At 65.0% G+C, this 18688-nt stretch carries 18 protein-coding genes; 10 read left to right on the top strand and 8 right to left on the bottom strand.

Translation table 11 applies throughout. The annotated features are described in order from the left end of the window. Positions 1-4: 4 nt before the first annotated feature. Genes NX02_RS02025 through NX02_RS02015 form a run of 4 tightly spaced genes read right to left on the bottom strand, consistent with a single transcriptional unit; the run spans position 5 to position 2262 of the window. The gene (locus NX02_RS02025; RefSeq protein WP_281178370.1) at positions 5-919 is read right to left on the bottom strand and encodes an NtaA/DmoA family FMN-dependent monooxygenase; all 915 of its coding nucleotides are present in this window, start codon (positions 917-919) and stop codon (positions 5-7) included. Continuing rightward, the gene (locus NX02_RS33875) at positions 897-1358 is read right to left on the bottom strand and encodes an LLM class flavin-dependent oxidoreductase (protein WP_281178287.1); all 462 of its coding nucleotides are present in this window, start codon (positions 1356-1358) and stop codon (positions 897-899) included. The genes NX02_RS02025 and NX02_RS33875 overlap by 23 nt, the downstream gene beginning before the upstream one ends. A gap of 6 nt (positions 1359-1364) precedes the next feature. Next, entirely contained in the window at positions 1365-1556 is a 192-nt protein-coding gene (locus tag NX02_RS02020) for a hypothetical protein (RefSeq protein ID WP_025290554.1), read from the bottom strand. 4 nt (positions 1557-1560) lie between these two features. Then, positions 1561-2262, bottom strand: a complete 702-nt coding sequence (locus NX02_RS02015; protein ID WP_025290553.1) for an SDR family NAD(P)-dependent oxidoreductase — start codon at positions 2260-2262, stop codon at positions 1561-1563. Positions 2263-2687: 425 nt separating this feature from the next. Between NX02_RS02015 and NX02_RS02010 the strand changes: the two genes are divergently transcribed. Beyond that, complete coding sequence (locus NX02_RS02010; RefSeq protein ID WP_025290540.1) at positions 2688-3884, top strand: IS256 family transposase; 1197 nt, start codon at positions 2688-2690, stop codon at positions 3882-3884. Positions 3885-4215: 331 nt separating this feature from the next. Here NX02_RS02010 and NX02_RS02005 read toward each other — a convergent pair whose 3' ends face one another. From NX02_RS02005 to NX02_RS01990, 4 genes are all read right to left on the bottom strand, one after another. After that, the gene (locus tag NX02_RS02005) at positions 4216-7467 is read right to left on the bottom strand and encodes an error-prone DNA polymerase (RefSeq protein ID WP_025290552.1); all 3252 of its coding nucleotides are present in this window, start codon (positions 7465-7467) and stop codon (positions 4216-4218) included. Further along, a complete protein-coding gene (locus tag NX02_RS02000; RefSeq protein ID WP_039996353.1) occupies positions 7464-8984 on the bottom strand; it encodes a Y-family DNA polymerase in 1521 nt (506 codons plus the stop codon). Before NX02_RS02000 ends, NX02_RS02005 begins: the two co-directional genes overlap by 4 nt. After that, positions 8899-9657 carry an ImuA family protein gene (locus tag NX02_RS01995; RefSeq protein WP_025290550.1) on the bottom strand — a complete coding sequence of 253 codons (759 nt, stop codon included), beginning with the start codon at positions 9655-9657 and terminating at the stop codon, positions 8899-8901. The genes NX02_RS02000 and NX02_RS01995 overlap by 86 nt, the downstream gene beginning before the upstream one ends. Positions 9658-10049: 392 nt before the next feature. Next, complete coding sequence (locus tag NX02_RS01990) at positions 10050-10685, bottom strand: carbonic anhydrase (RefSeq protein ID WP_025290549.1); 636 nt, start codon at positions 10683-10685, stop codon at positions 10050-10052. A 333-nt stretch (positions 10686-11018) separates the two neighbouring features. Here NX02_RS01990 and istA point away from each other — a divergent pair, with 333 nt between their 5' ends. The 9 genes from istA to NX02_RS01945 all read left to right on the top strand — a co-directional run bounded on the left by istA (position 11019) and on the right by NX02_RS01945 (position 18558). Next, positions 11019-12506: an IS21 family transposase gene (gene istA / locus NX02_RS01985; RefSeq protein WP_039996352.1), complete on the top strand. Its 1488-nt coding sequence runs from the start codon at positions 11019-11021 to the stop codon at positions 12504-12506. Then, the gene (istB, locus tag NX02_RS01980; RefSeq protein ID WP_425424012.1) at positions 12503-13354 is read left to right on the top strand and encodes an IS21-like element helper ATPase IstB; all 852 of its coding nucleotides are present in this window, start codon (positions 12503-12505) and stop codon (positions 13352-13354) included. The genes istA and istB overlap by 4 nt, the downstream gene beginning before the upstream one ends. A 501-nt stretch (positions 13355-13855) precedes the next feature. Beyond that, positions 13856-14434, top strand: coding sequence for an SRPBCC family protein (locus NX02_RS01975; RefSeq protein ID WP_025290546.1), 579 nt, complete (start codon positions 13856-13858; stop codon positions 14432-14434). Beyond that, positions 14434-15624, top strand: a complete 1191-nt coding sequence (locus NX02_RS01970) for a zinc-dependent alcohol dehydrogenase (protein ID WP_025290545.1) — start codon at positions 14434-14436, stop codon at positions 15622-15624. The genes NX02_RS01975 and NX02_RS01970 overlap by 1 nt, the downstream gene beginning before the upstream one ends. 12 nt (positions 15625-15636) lie before the next feature. Further along, positions 15637-16419, top strand: a complete 783-nt coding sequence (locus NX02_RS01965) for an SDR family NAD(P)-dependent oxidoreductase (RefSeq protein ID WP_025290544.1) — start codon at positions 15637-15639, stop codon at positions 16417-16419. Between the two features lie 3 nt (positions 16420-16422). After that, positions 16423-16731 (top strand): DUF3175 domain-containing protein, encoded by a 309-nt coding sequence (locus NX02_RS01960; protein ID WP_025290543.1) that lies wholly within the window; start codon positions 16423-16425, stop codon positions 16729-16731. Beyond that, the gene (locus NX02_RS01955; protein ID WP_025290542.1) at positions 16724-16963 is read left to right on the top strand and encodes a hypothetical protein; all 240 of its coding nucleotides are present in this window, start codon (positions 16724-16726) and stop codon (positions 16961-16963) included. The genes NX02_RS01960 and NX02_RS01955 overlap by 8 nt, the downstream gene beginning before the upstream one ends. A 29-nt stretch (positions 16964-16992) precedes the next feature. Then, a complete protein-coding gene (locus NX02_RS01950) occupies positions 16993-17172 on the top strand; it encodes a hypothetical protein (protein WP_025290541.1) in 180 nt (59 codons plus the stop codon). Positions 17173-17361: 189 nt separating this feature from the next. Further along, on the top strand, positions 17362-18558 hold the full coding sequence (locus NX02_RS01945) for an IS256 family transposase (RefSeq protein ID WP_025290540.1): 1197 nt from the start codon (positions 17362-17364) through the stop codon (positions 18556-18558). Positions 18559-18688 lie beyond the last annotated feature (130 nt).

The following is an 18688-nucleotide window of genomic DNA, read 5'->3' as shown; positions in this document are numbered from 1 at the left end:
GATGTCACGCTCTAACCGCCACCGGGACCTGCCCGGTCGCGAACAAGCGGTTCTCCGGCCGCGGCAATCCGAGATGATCGCGCAGCGTGCTGCCCCCATATTCGGTGCGAAAGATGCCGCGCCTTTGCAGCTCGGGCACGACACGGCCGGTAAAGTCGTCGAGGCCGCCGGGGAGCCAGGGGAACATCATGTTGAACCCGTCCGAGGCTCGCTCCTCGAGCCACGCCTCCATCTCATCGGCGATACTGTCCGGCGTGCCCACAAAGGCCAGCCCCGCATAGCTGCCTGCGCTCGCGGCAAGCTGCCGGATCGTGAGATTCTTCTCGCGCGCGGCCTCGACAACCCGGTCACGGCTCGACTTGCTGGCGTTGCTCTCGGGAATTTCGGGGAGCGGTCCATCCGGATCGAAGCCCGCGACATCATAGTCGAGCATGATCGAGAGTGAGCGGATGCCGCTGTCGTAGTGGACGAGGCTGTCGAGATGCGCGCGCTTCGCCTGTGCTTCCTCGATCGTGTCGCCCACCATCACGAAGGCGGCGGGCAGGATCTTGAGATGGTCGGGATCGCGGCCGATCGCGCGCATCCGACCCTTCACATCGGCATAGAAGGCCTTGCCGCCCTCGATCGTCTGCTCCGCGCCGAAGATCACCTCGGCCGTCTCCGCCGCGAGCCACCGGCCGGGCTCGGAAGCCCCGGCCTGCACGATCACCGGCCAGCCCTGGACCGGCCGCGCGATGTTGAGTGGTCCACGCACCGAGAGATGCGGCCCCTTGTGATCGAGCACATGGAGCTTATCGGGATCGAAATAGATGCCGGCATCCACATCGCGCACGAAGGCGTCGTCTGCCCAGCTGTCCCACAGCCCCGTCACCACGTCGTAGAATTCGCGGGCACGCTCATAGCGGGTGGCGTGCGCGATGCTGGTCGCTGCCGAAATTGTGCGAGGTCTCGGGATTTCCGGTGGTGACGATGTTCCAGCCGGCGCGCCCCTCGCTTAGATGATCGAGCGAGGCGAACCGCCGGGCGATGTGGAACGGCTCGTCATAGGTGGTCGACGCCGTGGCAATGAGCCCGATCCGCTCCGTCGCCATGGCGAGCGCCGACAGCAAGGTGAACGGCTCGAACGAGGTGACGGTGTGGCTGCGCTTCAAGGCCTCGATCGGCATGTTGAGCACGGCGAGATGGTCCGCCATGAAGAAAGCGTCGAATTTGGCCGCCTCGAGCGTCTGGATGAGGCGTCTGAGATGAGCGAGGTTGAAATTGGCGTCGGGCCAGGCGCCCGGATAACGCCACGCGCCTGTGTGGATCGACACCGGGCGCATGAAGGCGCCGAGATGGAGCTGGCGGGTTCGGGTCATCGGTTCCTATGGTCTCCATCCGTCGTAGCGCGCCGCCATGAGGCAGCCTTGATAGGATTGCGGGCCGGCCACTTCCCGATGGCGCCGGTGCGCATCGGGATCATCGCGGGCCACGAGCATGCGCATCGGCCGGATGCGCCCCTCCCCATCCCTGAAGCAGGCAGACAAATCGCTGAGCACGATGATGTCGCCGGCCATCGCTTCAGAAACTCTCGACCCAGGGTCGCAGTTCGACCTCCCAGCTCCAGGCGCTGCGTGGCTGGGCGAGCACGGTGAGATAGCTCTGGGCGATCCCATCCGGATCGAGCGTACTGTCGGGGCGATCGGCGGGGTCGGGACGCGCCGCGCCGCGCACGCCGCCGTCGATCACGAAATGGGCGACATGAATGCCCTTGGGCGCCAGTTCCCGCGCTGTGCTCTGGGCGAGACCGCGCAGGCCGAACTTGCCGATCGCGAAACTGGAAGAATTGGCGAAGCCCTTGACGCTGGCGGTGGCGCCGGTGAGGAGGATCGCGCCCTTGCCCAGGGGAAGCAACCGCCTGGCCGCCTGCTGGACGACCAGGAAACCGCCATAGGCGGACACCTCGATCGCGCGGCGCACCTCTTCGGGATCGAGATCGACAATGGCCCCGCGAACCCGGCCGCTGGCGTTGTAGACCACGACTTCGGGTACGCCGATCCCCGCCTCGACCGACGCGAACAGGTCTGCCACATCCTTTGGATCGGTGGCCTCGACCGCGAAAGCCTGCGCTCCGGTATCCTCGACCAGCCCCTGGAGCTTGTCGACGTTGCGCGCCGCCACCGCAACCTTGAGCCCTGCCTGCGACAACTGGCGCGCCAGCGAAGCGCTGATGCCGGGACCGGTGCCGACGATGAGGGCGCTTTTATAGGGAATGCTGCTCAAGGCCTGCTCCTTGTTCGAGATAGCTGACGATCGCGCGCGCCTCGCGCGCCATTCGCCGGGCGAAGGCCCTACGTGCTCGATGGGCAAGGAGCTGGCGACCGGCGCCCATCGCGCACGCGCCCGGGATCTCCGTTTCGATCACAAGGGACCAGTCAGGTCGGGGAAGGCAACGGGCCTCCAAATCGATCGCAGCAAGATCCATCAGCGTCATCTCTGTGCCGCGCAGCGCGGCCGGTTATGACCACCTCTGGTGAGGCAGGCCGGAAGCCCCCTTTTGCTCGTCGCCCCCTCAGGAGTGTCATCGGCCCTGCCGCCCCCCGAACGTTCTACGGGAGGTAGTGTGCGGGAGTATCTGCAAAAACCGCTTTGAGCGGGGGGCGGCCATGGCAGGCTGGTGATGTTCAACGTCACCAAGGAGACCCACCATGACCGGGAAGGAAGTTAAACCGTCGGTAGCCGCCGTCCAAGAGCTTTTGACGCAGAGCGGAGAAGGTCTGCGAGAGATTGTTCGCAGCGTGATGCAGGCGATGCTGGAGGCGGAGATGGATGACGCCCTTGGCGCGAGCAAGAGCGAGCGGACAGAGACGCGCCTGGGCTATCGTTCGGGCTATTACAGCCGGACGCTGGTGACGCGCGTCGGCAAACTCGAGCTGCGGGTTCCGCAAGACCGCAACGGTCGCTTCTCGACAGAACTGTTCGAGCGTTACCAGCGTTCGGAACAGGCGCTGGTTGCGACGCTTGCCGAGATGTATGTGCAGGGCGTGTCGACGCGCAAGGTGAAGGCGATCACCGAGGAACTGTGTGGCCACAGCGTCTCGGCGTCAGCGATCTCGGCGATCAACAAGCGGCTCGACGCGAGCCTCGCGGCCTTCGCCGGTCGCCAGCTTGCCGAGCCCTTTCCCTATCTGATCCTCGACGCGCGCTACGAAAAGGTACGCGAGGGCGGGATCGTTTCCAGCCAGGCGGTGCTGATCGCGATCGGCATCGACTGGGACGGACGTCGCCAGATCCTCGCCGTCGAGATGGCCAATCGCGAGAGCCGCTCGTCGTGGAAGGACCTGCTGCTCGGCATGCGCAAGCGCGGACTGCATGGCGTCGAGTTCATCGTTGCAGACGATCATGCCGGCCTGCGTGCCGCGGTTCGCGAGGTGCTGCCGGAGGCCGCCTTCCAGCGCTGTTATGTCCACTTCCTGCGCAATGCCCTCGACCATCTGCCCCGCAAGGCCGACGACGATTGCCTGCAGGAACTGCGCTGGCTCTACGATCGCCGCTCGGTCGAAGAGGCCCGGCGCGACCTCGCCGTCTGGATCGCCAAATGGAGCGGAAGATATCCCAAGCTCGTCGCCTGGGCGGAGGAGGCGATCGAGGAGACGCTGACCTTCTACAGGCTGCCGCGACGGCATCATAAGCATCTCAAAAGCACCAACATGCTTGAGCGGCTCAACGAGGAAATTCGCCGTCGAACCTACGTCGTGCGCATCTTTCCAAACTCCGACTCATGCCGTCGGCTCGTCCGTGCTCTCGCCGTCGAGACACACGAAAACTGGCTCGAGGCCCATCGATATCTCAACATGGACGATCTCAGGGAGCTCAAGAAAAGCCAGCTACGCCAAGCAGCCTGACCAGTCCGTCACGGCCGCCCTTTTTGCAGACATTGACGCACACAACCCTACGGGATCCAAAGGCACTGGACCGCGCCGACGCGATACCCAGTCCGCAGACTAACGCATCGACTCCGCCACGGCGGAATAGAATTTCTTTATTCCCCACTAATCTGGTAGACTATAGGGCGCATTGCAAGCCCGTTTGACCAGAAGATCACTTCGCTCGGCGGAACTGGCCCGCAACAAGGTCGAGGGGAGTCGGGAATAGCTACCAACACTCCACCGAACAACTCTCAGCGGCGACCACCCCAGGAAAACCGCGACGAAAATCCCGGACAACCACACGAGCCTAACGGAAATCCCTCGCTTTCAACCGGAGCGCGCCTTCATGTCGATCGGGGCCGCGCAGCCCGGCGAGGCGCGGCGGGCGCTCGCGGGGATCGTCGGTCGCTCCGAAGCGGGCGCCGTCGCCGCGGCCGCCCGCCTTTGGAAAGCTGCCGTCGCACTCGCCCAGGCCGGAGAGCAGCGGCGTCAGGTCGAACAGCCGCGCGCAGATCAAGTGGATGACATCACCTTCGCGCTGCACCCGGCCCTGCAGCCCAAGCATCGACGCGGTGAGCACGATCCGCCGCTGTTTCTCGTATAAGTCCGGCCAGACCACGAGGTTAGCGATGCCGGTTTCGTCCTCGAGCGTGATGAAAGTGACGTTCTTCGCCGATCCCGGCCGCTGGCGCACCAGCACCAGCCCGGCTGTCCGCACCGGACGGCCGTCTTTCAGCCCATTGGCGGCAGCACAGGAAACGAAACGCTCGCGCTCCAGCTCGGCACGTAAAAAGAATACAGGGTGCTGCCTGAGCGTGAGCCCCGTATGGCGATAATCCTCGACCACTTCGCGACCCGCCGTCATCGCCTTGAGGCGCACGGCCTCTTCCACGACTTCCGGCGCTGGACGTTCATCGCTCCGGGCAGCCGCCGCGAAGAGGGGCAGAGGCTGGTCGCGCAGCGCCTTGATCGCCCATAGCGCCTCGCGCCGTGCAAGGCCGAAGGCGGGCCTGAAGGCGTCGGCCTCGGCAAGATGGACCAGCGCGGCGGCGGGCACCCCGGCACGGCGCCACAGATCGTCGATATCCACGAACGGCTGCGCGGCCCGCGCCGCGACGATCGCCGCGCCGTCGGCATTGGCGAGGCCCGCCACCCGGTTTAAGCCGAGCCGGACCGCGAAGCGATCCTCGGCTGCCTGTTCCAGCGTGCAGTCCCAGCGTGAGCTGTTGGCGCAGACAGGCCGCACCTCGACACCGTGCTCGCGGGCATCGCGGACGATTTGCGCCGGGGCATAGAAACCCATCGGCTGACTGTTCAGCAAGGCCGCGCAAAAGATCTCGGGATGCCAGCATTTGAGCCAGCTCGACGCATAGGCGATGAGCGCGAAGCTGGCGGCATGCGATTCGGGGAAGCCATAGCTGCCGAAGCCTTCGAGCTGGCTGACCGTGCGCTCGGCGAATTCCTCGCCATAGCCGCGCTCGATCATGCCGCTCATCAGCCGCTCGCGAAAATGCACCACGCCGCCGGTATGCTTGAAGGTGGCCATCGCGCGGCGGAGCTGGTCGGCCTCGCTTGCCGTAAACCCGGCGCAGACCATGGCGACCTGCATCGCCTGTTCCTGAAAGAGCGGGACGCCCAGCGTCTTGCCGAGCACCCGTTCCAGCTCGGGTGTCGGAAAATCGACCGATTCCAGCCCCTCGCGCCGCCGGAGATAGGGATGCACCATGTCGCCCTGGATCGGCCCCGGCCTCACGATCGCCACCTGGATGACGAGATCGTAATAGGTCCGCGGCTTCATGCGCGGGAGCATCGCCATCTGCGCCCTGGATTCGATCTGGAACGTGCCCAGCGTATCCGCCTTGCGGATCATCGCATAGGTGCGCGGATCTTCCGCCGGCACCGAGGCCAGATCGATGTCGATGCCCTTATGCTCGCGCAGCAGATCAAAGCCCCGCCGCATGGCCGACAGCATGCCAAGCGCCAGCACGTCGACCTTCATCATCTTCAGCGCATCGACATCATCCTTGTCCCATTCGATCACCTGGCGGTCCTCCATGGCCGCCGGCTCGATCGGGACCAGTTCGTCCAGCCTGTCCTCGGTCAGCACGAACCCGCCGGGATGCTGCGAAAGATGGCGCGGCGTGCCGATGAGCTGCCGAGCAAGTTCGAGCGTGAGCTTCAGACGCCGATCGTCGAGATTGAGGTTCAGTTCCTCGGCATGTTTGGGCTCGGCGCCTTCGGTGGACCAGCCCCATATCTGCGACGAGAGCAGACCGATCATGTCCTCGGGCAGGCCCATGGCCTTGCCGACATCGCGCAGCGCGCCCTTGGCGCGGTAGCGGATCACCGTCGAGCAGAGGGCGGCGCGATGTCGGCCATAGGTCTCATAGACCCACTGGATCACTTCCTCGCGGCGCTGGTGCTCGAAATCCACGTCAATATCAGGCGGCTCGCGCCGTTCCTGGCTCACGAAACGCTCGAACAGGAGATTGTTGCGCGAGGGATCGATCGACGTGACGCCCAGCACATAGCAGACCGCCGAGTTGGCCGCGCTGCCGCGTCCCTGGCACAATATACCGAGCGCGCGCGCCTGCCGCACGATCGCATCGACGGTGAGGAAATAGGGTGCATAGTCGAGGCTGGCGATCAGGCCCAGCTCGTGGTGAAGGGTGGCGGCCACCTCATCGGGCAGGCCTTCGGGATAGCGTGTGGCCGCGCCTTCCCATGTGCGCTTTTCAAGGGTTTCCTGCGCGCTCAGCCCTTCATCCACGACCTCATGCGGATATTGATAGGCCAGTTCATCAAGGCTGAAGCGGCAGCGATCGGCGATATCCACGCTGCGCGCCACCGCCTCCGGCCACAGCCGGAACAGCCTCGCCATCTCTTCAGGGGGCTTAAGATAGCGGTCGGCGTGCCGGTTCTTCGCGAAACCGGCATCGTCGATGGTCAGCCCCTCGCGGATGCAGGTCATGACATCCTGCAGCATCCGCCGGTCGGCGCTATGAAACAGCACGTCATTGGTCGCCACGGTCGGGACGCCCGCTTGCGCCGCCATGTTCACCAGATCGTGCAGGCGAAGGAAATCGCGCGGCCGCCGGCGCAGGGTAAGCGAGAGAAAGGCACGGCCAGGGAATATCTCCGAGATCCGCCGCAGCCGCAGCGCGGTCAGATCGTCGGCCGCATCGGGAACGAGGATCGCGACCAGGCCCTCGCCCCACTGCCGCAGATCGTCCCAATGCAGCTCGCACTTGCCCTTTCCGCCGCGCGCCTTGCCGATCGAGAGCAATCGGCACAGCCGCGCATAGGCGGACCGATCGGTCGGATAGACGGCGATATCGCTCTGATCGGCGAGGATCAGCCGCGCGCCGACGATGAGGCGCACGCCGGCCGCCTTCGCCGCCTCGTGCGCGCGCACGATTCCGGCGAGGCTGTTCCGGTCCGTGATCGCCAGCGCCTCGATCCCGAGCTGCGCGGCCGTGGCGAAGACTTCCTCCGCGCTGCTCGCGCCGCGCAGGAAGGAGAAATGCGACGCGCATTGCAGTTCGGCATAGCGCGTCATGCGAAGATGCCATGGAGATACCAGCGATGATCGCCGGTGCCCGGATCTTCGCCGTCGCCGCGCCGGAACAGCCAGAACCGCTCGCCCGCTTCATCCTCGACCTGAAAATAGTCGCGCACGGCCGCCAGCTCGCCATCGCGCACCCACCATTCGCCGAAAATCCGCTCCGGGCCATCGGCACGCCGGACACGGCGGCGCACGCCAGCCCAGGTGAAGCTCGCCGGCGGATGATCGGGCAGCAGCGCCATGGCTTCGACCGGCGCCGGGGGATCGAGGAGCCGCGACGGGCGCGGCCAGTCGGCGGGCCAGGTGACGCCGACCGGCGGCGCCATCGCCTCCACGCGGCAGACGCCGCGCTCGGGCACTTCGCTCTGCGTCGGCGCGCAGCGATAGAGCCGGCCATGGGCCATGCGGTTGGCAAGCGTGTCGACCAGATCGGTGAGATCGGGCGCAGCCGGATCGATCAGGCTCGAAAGGCCCGTGCGATAGTCGAGAGGCTCGGCGATGGTCGCGGTCAGGACCATCAGCTCGATGCCATAGCCCGGCGCGATCGTCTCGATGCGGTCGCACAGCAACCGCGTCATCCGGCCTGCATCGCGCAGCGGCTTGGCCGTCCCGGCACGGATCGCCTCGATGCGGTTGTCGACCCGGTGAAACAGCAGATCGAGCCGCCGGGCGCCAAGCCCCCTCGCCTCCAATGCCTCGCAGAGCTGCCCCGCGAGCTTTCCCGTATAGCGCGCCAGCGTTTCGGGCGCGGCGATCGGTTCAGCGAAGGCGCGCCGCACACGGACCAGCTCGGGTGCCTCGACCAGCTCGAAAGGCTCGGCGGCGCGGCCGAACGCCTGATCGAGCCTTCGGGAAACCTCCGGGCCGAAGCGCAGGGCGAGCGGCGCGCGCGGCAGCGCTGCCAGCTCGCCTATGCTATCGACACCGAGCCGCCGCAACGCCGCCACCGTGGCCGTGTCGAGCCGCAGCGCGGCCACCGGCAAGGGCGCGATGCTGGCCTCGAGCGTTGCCGGGTCGACGATCGACGGCGACGCCGCGTAACGTGCGAGCGCATGGGCAGCGCCATAGGTCGGCGCGATCGCGATCCGCGCGGCGATACCGCCTTCGGCCAGTCGTCGCGCAAGATCGTCAAGGAACGCAGGCTCCCCGCCCAGCAGATGCGCAGCGCCCGCCATATCGAGGCGGAGGCCATCGGGCGGATCGGCGGCGACCATCGGCGAATAACGCCGTAGCGCCCATATCGCGAGCCGCTCCAGCGCGGCATCGTCGCCGGCGGGATCGGCCTCGCGCACGTCGAGACCGGCAATGAGCGCCTGCGCTTTCGCAACCGCCATGCCCGGCATAGCCCCTTGCTCCAGCGCGGTGGCATTGAGGCCGAGGATCGCGCGCTTGCTCCCCGTGCTGCCCACCAGGACCAGCGGCGCGTCAGGCGACGGCGCCGAAGCGCCCAGGCTCCGCATCAGCCGGTCCGTGGGCCAACTCGGCAGGTAGAGCGAGACGGCCCGCGTCATCACACGCCTCCAGCTCGAAATCGGCGCACTCCCCCGCTCTCACACGAATCAGCTCGACCAGCCAACGGGGGCGGCCGACGCCAGGCACGGGCAGCGGAGCGGAAGGGAGCGCGGTGACGCGCCAGCGCGTCACGCTCGCGGTCGGCTGCCCGAAATCCGCGGCTTCGGCCATGCGGCGCCAGCGGCGAATGGCGAGCGCGATCGTGCCCGATCCTTCGGCGGCGAGCTGGAGGCGGCGCGAGGCGACCATCGGCAGGCGCGCCAGCTCGCCCACCACGGCCGTCGGCCCGCCATGGCGCAGGCCTTCCTCCATGCAGGCCAGCACGCCCTTTTCGTCGCCCACCTCGGCATAGATGACGCGATCGGGATGGAGACCGGCCTGCGCCAGCGCCGGTGCGAACAGGTCGCCGCGCGTCACGCACCAGAGCACCTGGCCCGGCGTGCGCGCGGCGATCCCGGCCGCGAACAGCGCAGCCGCCGCACCATGCACGGCGCCATTGCTCCCGCCCGCAATTTCGTGGAGCGCGCCGAGCTGCAGCCCGCCCCCCGGCACCTTGCGATCGAGGACGGGAAGACCGAACGGCAGCACGCCGCATGGACGGCGGCCGCTCGCTTCGATACGCGCGATTCGCTCGCGAAGCGCGGCGATCTGCGGATTTGTTGGCGATTCCATACATCAGAGAACATTCGAAACAGATTTATGTTCTCTAAATGTTCTCCACTTCAACAAGAGTCAACAAGGGCTGTGGCAAGCCTGTCTTCATTCCAGTCACCGCGAGCCGGACCATGAGACCTGTCTATCGATGAGACGAGCGACAAACCATCCGATATCATTGCTAGCCACCGTTAAATGCGCGAAGCCGCTAAATCAGACAGGACATCCCATTAAATGACGTGCGGTCGGCCGAGAGGAAAGTCTATGCTACACGGCCCGAAACCGCATACATTGGACAGTCGACAGGCCTGCCTATCACCGTGACGAACTTTCGCATTCCGGCAGCTGATCCTGGCTGCGATCGAGAATCTTCTTTCTTACAATGCGGCAGACACATGGCCACTGGTTGGTCAGAGAACCTTATGTGGGGCTCCGACATCGTCCAGCCTCGTCGAAGCCTCGATTTCCATCAGGGGTTTGATGAGGCCGTCGCGAATGTCGTAGACCCAGCCATGAAGCTGCAAGGGTTGCTGCGCGGCAAACGCTTCCTGGATCGTGTCCGTGCGGGCCAGCCTGACGAGCTGATCGCGGACATTCACCTCGACGAAGCGGTTGATCTGCGCCTCCTTCTCGCCCGCGGCGGCAATCTCGGCGGCATGATCGACCAGCACCTCGCGCGCGTTCGCAAGCCACGCATCCACCGATCCCGTGGTCCCTCCCGTCATGGCCGCTTTCACGCCGCCGCAGCCATGATGCCCGCAGATGATCACATGCTTCACGCGAAGGACTGCGACGGCATATTGCAGAACCGAAAGGAGGTTGAGGTCGTCGTCATGGACGAGGTTCGCGATGTTGCGGTGGATGAACATCCCTCCAGGGGGCGTCATGGTCATCTGCTCGGGGCTGACCCGGCTGTCCGAGCAGCCGATCCACAGAAACTCGGGCTGCTGCCCGATGACCTGCCGGGAGAAGAACTCGGGATGCTCATCCTTGAGCTCGGCAGCCCAGGCCTTGTTCGCGAGGAGGAGCTGACGATAGGCCCTCATGCGAAACGGACTCCCGCGAGCGGAGCGTTGATCAGCGGCGCGCTTCGCTCGGCGAGATCGCCGCGGACGGTGACCTTGATGTTGCGGTAGGCCGCGCCTTTTATGAAGGCGTTGATGATGTCGATATTGTCCAGGTCGACATAGTTGGTCGAGGAAAGGTCGATCAGCAGGCTGGTGTCGTCCGGAACCCGCCCAAGCTCCTTCTGCAGCTCATATTTATGGATGAAGTGTGTAGGGCGGTGACAAACCCGGCCACGGGAGCGCCGGCATAGGTGCCGGTGCGGCGGAGAGAAATCCTGCCAGTGGTAAGCTGCTCGTTTTGGGGCGGCGGGGATGTTTGCCTTGGAGAGTTACGCGGCCGTTCGGCGTTTTGTGTTCGTGGAAGGTCACAGCCGCCGGGAGGCGGCGAAGGCGTTCGGTCTGAGCCGGGACACGGTGGCGAAGATGTGCGCGTTCTCGCTGCCGCCGGGCTACCGGCGCACGAAGCCGCCGGAGAAGCCGAAGCTAGGTCCGCTGTTGCCGGTCATCGACGCTATCCTGCGCGAGGATCGCCTGTCGCCGGCCAAGCAGCAGCACACCGCCAAGCGGATCTTCGAGCGGCTGCGCGACGAGCATGGCTATGGCGGCGGCTACACGGTGGTGAAGGACTATGTCCGGCAGAGCCGCGCACGCAGCCGCGAGACGTTCGTGCCGCTGGCACACCCGCCGGGCCATGCCCAGGTCGACTTCGGCGAGGCGTGGGCAGAGATCGGCGGCATGCGGCAGAAGGTCCATTATTTCTGCATGGACCTGCCGCACTCAGATGCGTGTTTCGTGAAGGCCTATCCGCGCGAGACGACCGAGGCGTTCCTCGACGGTCATGTTTCGGCCTTCGCCTTTTTCGGCGGCGTGCCGCTGTCCATCCTCTACGACAATCTGAAGATCGCGGTGGCGAGGATCTGCGGCGACGGCAAGCGCGAGCGCACGCGGGCCTTCACCGAGCTGGTCAGCCACTATTTGTTTGCCGACCGCTTCGGTCGTCCCGGCAAGGGCAACGACAAGGGGAAGGTCGAAGCGCTGGTGAAGCACGCCCGCGCGATGTTCATGGTGCCCATTCCGGTAGCGCGCAGCTTCGACGAGTTGAACGAGCGCCTGGCGAAGGATTGCCTGGCTCGACAGAACGGGCATGCCGGGCGCCATGCCGACACCATCGCCGAGCGCCTCGTCGCCGACCGGCAGGCCTTCCGGGCCTTGCCGGCGGTGCCGTTGGAGCCGTGCGAGAAGCGGTCGGCGCGCGTATCGTCGACCGCGCTGGTGCGCTATCGGACCAACGACTATTCGGTGCCAACCGTCTATGGCTTCCGCGACGTCCTGGTGAAGGGGTTCGTCGACGAGGTGGTCATCAGCATCGCCGGCGAGGAGATCGCCCGGCATCCGCGCAGCTATGGCGAGGGCGCATTCGTCGCCAACCCGCTGCATTATCTCGCGCTCATCGAGCAGAAGCCCGGCGCGCTCGACCAGGCGGCCGCCTTGCAGGGCTGGGATCTGCCCGAGATCTTCCAGCATCTGCGCCACCTTCTGGAAGCTCGTATGGGCACCAAGGGGAAGCGCGAGTTCATCCAGGTGCTGCGGCTGCTCGAAGCCCTGCCGCTCGCCGTCGTCACCGACGCGGTGACGCAGGCCGTGCAGCTCGGCGCCATCGGCTTCGACGCGGTGAAGCTCATCGCGCTGGCGCGTATCGAACGGCGACCGCCCCGTCTCGATCTGGCCGCCTATCCGCACCTGCCCCGGACGGACGTGAAGACGACACGGGCGGCGGACTATGGGGTGCTGGCGGCATGACCGGCGACAAGATGCCGACCGGCACGACCGGCGGGACACCCCAGGTGCTGCTCGCCCACCACCTCAAGCAGCTCAAGCTGCCGACCGTGCTGCGCGAATATGAGAAGGTCGCGCGCGAATGCGCTCGCGACGGTGTCGACCACCCACGCTACCTGCTGCGCCTCATCGAGCTTGAGCTCATCGACAGGGAGCGGCGCACGGTCGAGCGGCGGATCCGCGCCGCCCGCTTCCCGGCGGTGAAGAGTCTCGACACCTTCGACTTCACAGCCATCCCCAGCCTCAACAAGATGCTGGTGCTCGAGCTCGCTCGCTCGGAGTATATCCTTCGGCGGGAGAACGTCATTGCGCTGGGCAACAGCGGCACGGGCAAGACGCACGTCGCTCTCGCGCTCGGCCTGGCTGCTTGCCAGAAGGGATTCACCGTCGCCTTCGCGACCGCCGCTTCGCTGGTCAACCAGCTGATGGAGGCGCGCGACGAGCGGCGCCTGCTCAAGCTCCAGCGGGAACTGGCGGCCGTGAAGCTGCTCATCGTCGACGAGCTCGGCTATGTGCCGCTGTCGGCGACTGGCGCCGAACTTCTCTTCGAGGTGCTGTCGCAGCGCTACGAGCGCGGCTCGACCATCATCACGTCGAACTTGCCGTTCGAGGACTGGACCCAGGTCCTCGCCTCAGAACGGCTTACCGGCGCGCTGCTCGACCGGCTCACCCACCACGTCTCCATCCTCACCATGAACGGCGACAGCTACCGCCTCAAACAGTCCGCCGGCCGGCGATCAGCCAGAAGGGCGGAGCAAAACCAGGCCACCGTGTCGGCCGACCCGAACACCGGCGAGATCCCGTCGCCATAGCCGGGAGAAAACGGTCGCGACGATATGGAAAGGGCCCCGATCGGGGCCCTTTCCATATCGTCATCACGCCTCGACCGCTGGCCTGCTTTTACTCCGCCCCGCTGGCCGGGTTTTGCTCCGCCGTTGACAGCGGTTCGAAGGTCCGGACCTCGCTGATCGTGCTTTCCAGCCGCGCACGCTCCTCGGGCGTCAGAGCGACGCCGCGTCGGTTCGCGAGGAGTCGGTCCATCAACATCCGACAATCTGCCTGAATAAAGAACGCATGGTCTGAACGAGCGATGAGGCCTGGCCGATCCAGCCGAGGTGAAGTTTCGCTATGATCATTGTTAAGCGGCGGCGCTGACAGGCAACTCAACGGTTAGGGGCGGGTTCGTTGAAGATGTCGGCACCTACACAATGACGCGAGGCGAGCCGCTATCGTGACGGGACGTTCTTCACGCAGGAACGGCGTCATGAATGCCTTGTTTCTTCACTGAGCACAACACCCGCAGGAGAAGCGAAATGTCCGAACTGCGTGATGACGACGCGCCGATCACGACGTCGAAACGGTCCGACAAGATTGGCGATGCGACAGGCAATCTGGTGGAAGCGAAGGGCGATAGTCTTGTGGGCCGCTCGGTCACCATCAAGCGCCCGCGTGAAGAGCTTTATGCCTACTGGCGCGATTTCAGTCGGCTTCCCAGCTTCATGGACAATGTCGAGCGGGTCGATGTCATCGATGATGCGACCAGCCACTGGGTGGTCAAGGCGCCGGGCGGGAAAACGGTCGAGTGGGATGCGGTCATCACCGAAGAGCGCCCTAATGAGCTGATCGCCTGGGCGTCCAAGGACGGCGCTGACGTGCCCAATAGCGGCCGGATCGATTTCCGCGATGCGGGCGATCGCGGCACGGTGGTCACCGCGACGATTCTCTATGATCCGCCCGCGGGGTTCATCGGCAAGATCATCGCCAAAATGTTCCAGCGCGAGCCTGCCATCCAGGCGCGGCGTGACCTCAGGCGCTTCAAGCAGCTCATGGAAACCGGCGAGATCGCCACGGCGGCTCGCACCCGAAAGCAATTCGAAGAGGAGACGGCCTGATGCGCGCTCTGGCATGGCACGGAAAGCATGACGTCCGCGTCGATACGGTGGACGATCCCGAGATCCTCAACCCCCGCGACGCGATCATCAAGGTCACCTCGACCGCGATCTGCGGATCGGACCTGCATCTCTACGACGGCTATATCCCGACGATGCAAGCCGGCGACATTCTTGGGCATGAGTTCATGGGCGAGGTGGTGGAGACCGGTCCCGGGTCGACGCTCAAGAAGGGCCAGCGCGTCGTGGTGCCGTTCACGATCGCGTGCGGCGGCTGCTACCATTGCGGTAAGCACCAATATTCCGCCTGCGACAACGCCAACCCGGCCGACAATCAGGACATCGCCCAGACGCTCTACGGCCAGCCGATGAGCGGGCTGTTCGGCTACAGCCATATGACCGGCGGCTATGCGGGCGGTCAGGCCGAATATGTCCGCGTGCCGTTCAGCGATGTCGGCCCGATCGTCATCCCCGACGGGGTCGAGGACGACAAGGTGTTGTTCCTTTCCGACATATTGCCGACCGGCTGGCAGGCGGCGGAATATGCCGAGATCGAGCCCGGCGACACGGTCGCGGTCTGGGGCTGCGGCCCGGTCGGGCTGTTCTGCGTGCAGGCGGCGTTCCTGATGGGTGCCGAACGCGTGATCGCCATCGATCATTTCCCGCGCCGGCTCGAACTGGCGGCGAAGTTCGGCGCCGAGACGATCAATTTCGAAGAGAGCAAGACCTACGAGGCGCTGATGGAGATGACCGGCGGCATCGGCCCCGACGCCTGCATCGATGCGGTCGGGCTGGAGGCGCACGGCCTGTTCGCCGACAATGTCTGGGACCAGATCAAGGTCTCGACCTTCACGGGCACCGATCGCACCCACTCGATCCGCCAGGCGATCATCGCCTGCCGCAAAGGCGGGCGCGTCTCGATGCCGGCGGTCTACGGCGGCTTCGTCGACAAGTTTCCATTGGGCGCCTTCATGGAGAAGGGCCTGACCCTCAAGACCGGCCAGACCCATGTGCAGCATTATCTGCCGGGGCTGCTCAATGCGATCATGGAGGGGAAGATCGATACGACCTTCCTGATCAGCCATCGCATGCCACTGAGCGAGGCGCCCGATGGCTACAAGATCTTCCACGATCATCAGAACGACGTGACCAAGGTGGTCCTGAAGCCCGGGCTCGATCGGGTTGCCGCGTAAGGAGAGATGGGCATGGCCGATAAATTCGCGATCATCACGGGAGCCTCGACCGGCATCGGCTTCGAACTTGCGCATGTTGTCGCGGAGGACGGCTATGATCTGCTCGTCGTCGCCGATGAGCCGCTGATCGAAGCCGCGGCGCAGGATTTCAAGGATCACGGCGTCGATGTCCGATCGGTCCAGGCCGATCTTGCGACATTCGAAGGCGTCGACCGGCTCCTCACCGCGACCGAGGGCCGCCAGGTCGACGTGCTTTGCGCCAATGCCGGCGTCGGCACCGGCGGCCCCTTTTTGGAGCAGGAGGTGGCGCATTGGCGCCATTCCATCGATACCAACATCACCGGCACCATCTATCTGCTGCAGAAAGTGCTGACGGACATGGTCGCCCGCAACGCCGGCAAGATCCTCGTGACCGGATCGATCGCCGGCTACATCCCGGGCAGCTTCAACGCGGTCTACAACGCAACCAAGGCGTTCGTCGACAATTTCACCGAGGCGCTGCGCAACGAGATCAAGGATGTCGACGGGGTCACCCTCACCACGCTGATGCCGGGGGCGACGGAGACCGAGTTTTTCGAGCGCGCGGGCATGCTAGATACCGATGTCGGCCAGCGGGACAAGGCCGATCCCGCCAAGGTGGCGCGCGACGGCTGGAAGGCGATGCTCTCCGGCAAAGGGCATATCGTTTCGGGCCTTTCCAACAAGCTTCAGGTCGCCGCATCGGGCGTCGTGCCGCAATCGACGCTCGCGCAAATGCATCGCGGCATGGCCGAACCCGGCAGCGGGAAGGATTGAGCCATGCCCGGGGAAAAATGGTCGCAGGACGTGACCGAGCATTCGGACGCGCTCGATCTCGAGGATGGCGTGTTCAAACAGGACGACGCCGCGAAGATCGCGGCCTCGCTCAAGCGCTCGGCTGAGCACAGCAAGCGTCGCAAGGGTACGCCGCTCCAATCGGCAATGGGCATGCTCAACTTCTACATCAACCGCGCGGGTGACAATCTCGGCGAGGGCCAGCGACAGGTGCTGGAGAGCGCCAAGGATGAGCTGCGCAAGGCATTCGGCAAGGCACCGAAAGATGCACATAAGGAGAAGGCCCATGAATGATGACCGCACGGTGCGCGACGTCCCCACCGAGACGGTGCGCAATCCCAATATCTCGACCGAGAACCAGCCCGAGGGTGCCGCGCGGCGGCCGAGCGACACGCTCGACCGCGAGCCGAAGCGCGACCCGCTGAGCGGCGGGAGCATTCCCGATGATTACGACCCGCAGACGATGACTCGCGAGGGCGAGGAAGAGGATTCCAGAGCGGGCCGTGAAGGCGCCGGCCGGCGCTGATGGGCGCACGCCAACCGATGGAGGCGACAATGGATAATCAACAAGACAAGAAGAACCCTGATGAGATGCCGCGCGGGCCATTGGGCGATGCACGGCCCGACGCCGCGGAAGGCGATGACCGCACTGGTGGTGGACAGCCGCAGGAGAAAGTGGAGGATCGCCCGGTGGTCGGCACGGTCAAGCCGGAAGATTATCCCGAGCAGCAGTGATGAAATGTCATATGAAGGAGTGAAGCACGACCGACCGGCGGCGGTGCTGCTCGAAGAGAAAGATGGCGGCGCGCCGATCACCGACGAAAGTGCGTTAAGGTAGTGTGCGGGAGTATCTGCAAAAACCGCTTTGAGCGGGGGGCGGCCATGGCAGGCTGGTGATGTTCAACGTCACCAAGGAGACCCACCATGACCGGGAAGGAAGTTAAACCGTCGGTAGCCGCCGTCCAAGAGCTTTTGACGCAGAGCGGAGAAGGTCTGCGAGAGATTGTTCGCAGCGTGATGCAGGCGATGCTGGAGGCGGAGATGGATGACGCCCTTGGCGCGAGCAAGAGCGAGCGGACAGAGACGCGCCTGGGCTATCGTTCGGGCTATTACAGCCGGACGCTGGTGACGCGCGTCGGCAAACTCGAGCTGCGGGTTCCGCAAGACCGCAACGGTCGCTTCTCGACAGAACTGTTCGAGCGTTACCAGCGTTCGGAACAGGCGCTGGTTGCGACGCTTGCCGAGATGTATGTGCAGGGCGTGTCGACGCGCAAGGTGAAGGCGATCACCGAGGAACTGTGTGGCCACAGCGTCTCGGCGTCAGCGATCTCGGCGATCAACAAGCGGCTCGACGCGAGCCTCGCGGCCTTCGCCGGTCGCCAGCTTGCCGAGCCCTTTCCCTATCTGATCCTCGACGCGCGCTACGAAAAGGTACGCGAGGGCGGGATCGTTTCCAGCCAGGCGGTGCTGATCGCGATCGGCATCGACTGGGACGGACGTCGCCAGATCCTCGCCGTCGAGATGGCCAATCGCGAGAGCCGCTCGTCGTGGAAGGACCTGCTGCTCGGCATGCGCAAGCGCGGACTGCATGGCGTCGAGTTCATCGTTGCAGACGATCATGCCGGCCTGCGTGCCGCGGTTCGCGAGGTGCTGCCGGAGGCCGCCTTCCAGCGCTGTTATGTCCACTTCCTGCGCAATGCCCTCGACCATCTGCCCCGCAAGGCCGACGACGATTGCCTGCAGGAACTGCGCTGGCTCTACGATCGCCGCTCGGTCGAAGAGGCCCGGCGCGACCTCGCCGTCTGGATCGCCAAATGGAGCGGAAGATATCCCAAGCTCGTCGCCTGGGCGGAGGAGGCGATCGAGGAGACGCTGACCTTCTACAGGCTGCCGCGACGGCATCATAAGCATCTCAAAAGCACCAACATGCTTGAGCGGCTCAACGAGGAAATTCGCCGTCGAACCTACGTCGTGCGCATCTTTCCAAACTCCGACTCATGCCGTCGGCTCGTCCGTGCTCTCGCCGTCGAGACACACGAAAACTGGCTCGAGGCCCATCGATATCTCAACATGGACGATCTCAGGGAGCTCAAGAAAAGCCAGCTACGCCAAGCAGCCTGACCAGTCCGTCACGGCCGCCCTTTTTGCAGACATTGACGCACACAACCTGCGTTAATTCGTCACTAAGGGTTGGTTCGATCGTTTGTCCGTACTGTTACATTATGTGACGGCGCAACCGATCGACCGCAGG

The organism is Sphingomonas sanxanigenens DSM 19645 = NX02, assembly GCF_000512205.2.
Classification (GTDB): domain Bacteria; phylum Pseudomonadota; class Alphaproteobacteria; order Sphingomonadales; family Sphingomonadaceae; genus Sphingomonas_D; species Sphingomonas_D sanxanigenens.
The sequence above is the reverse complement of the archived record's forward strand: the minus strand, read 5'-3'. Positions and strand labels throughout refer to the sequence as shown.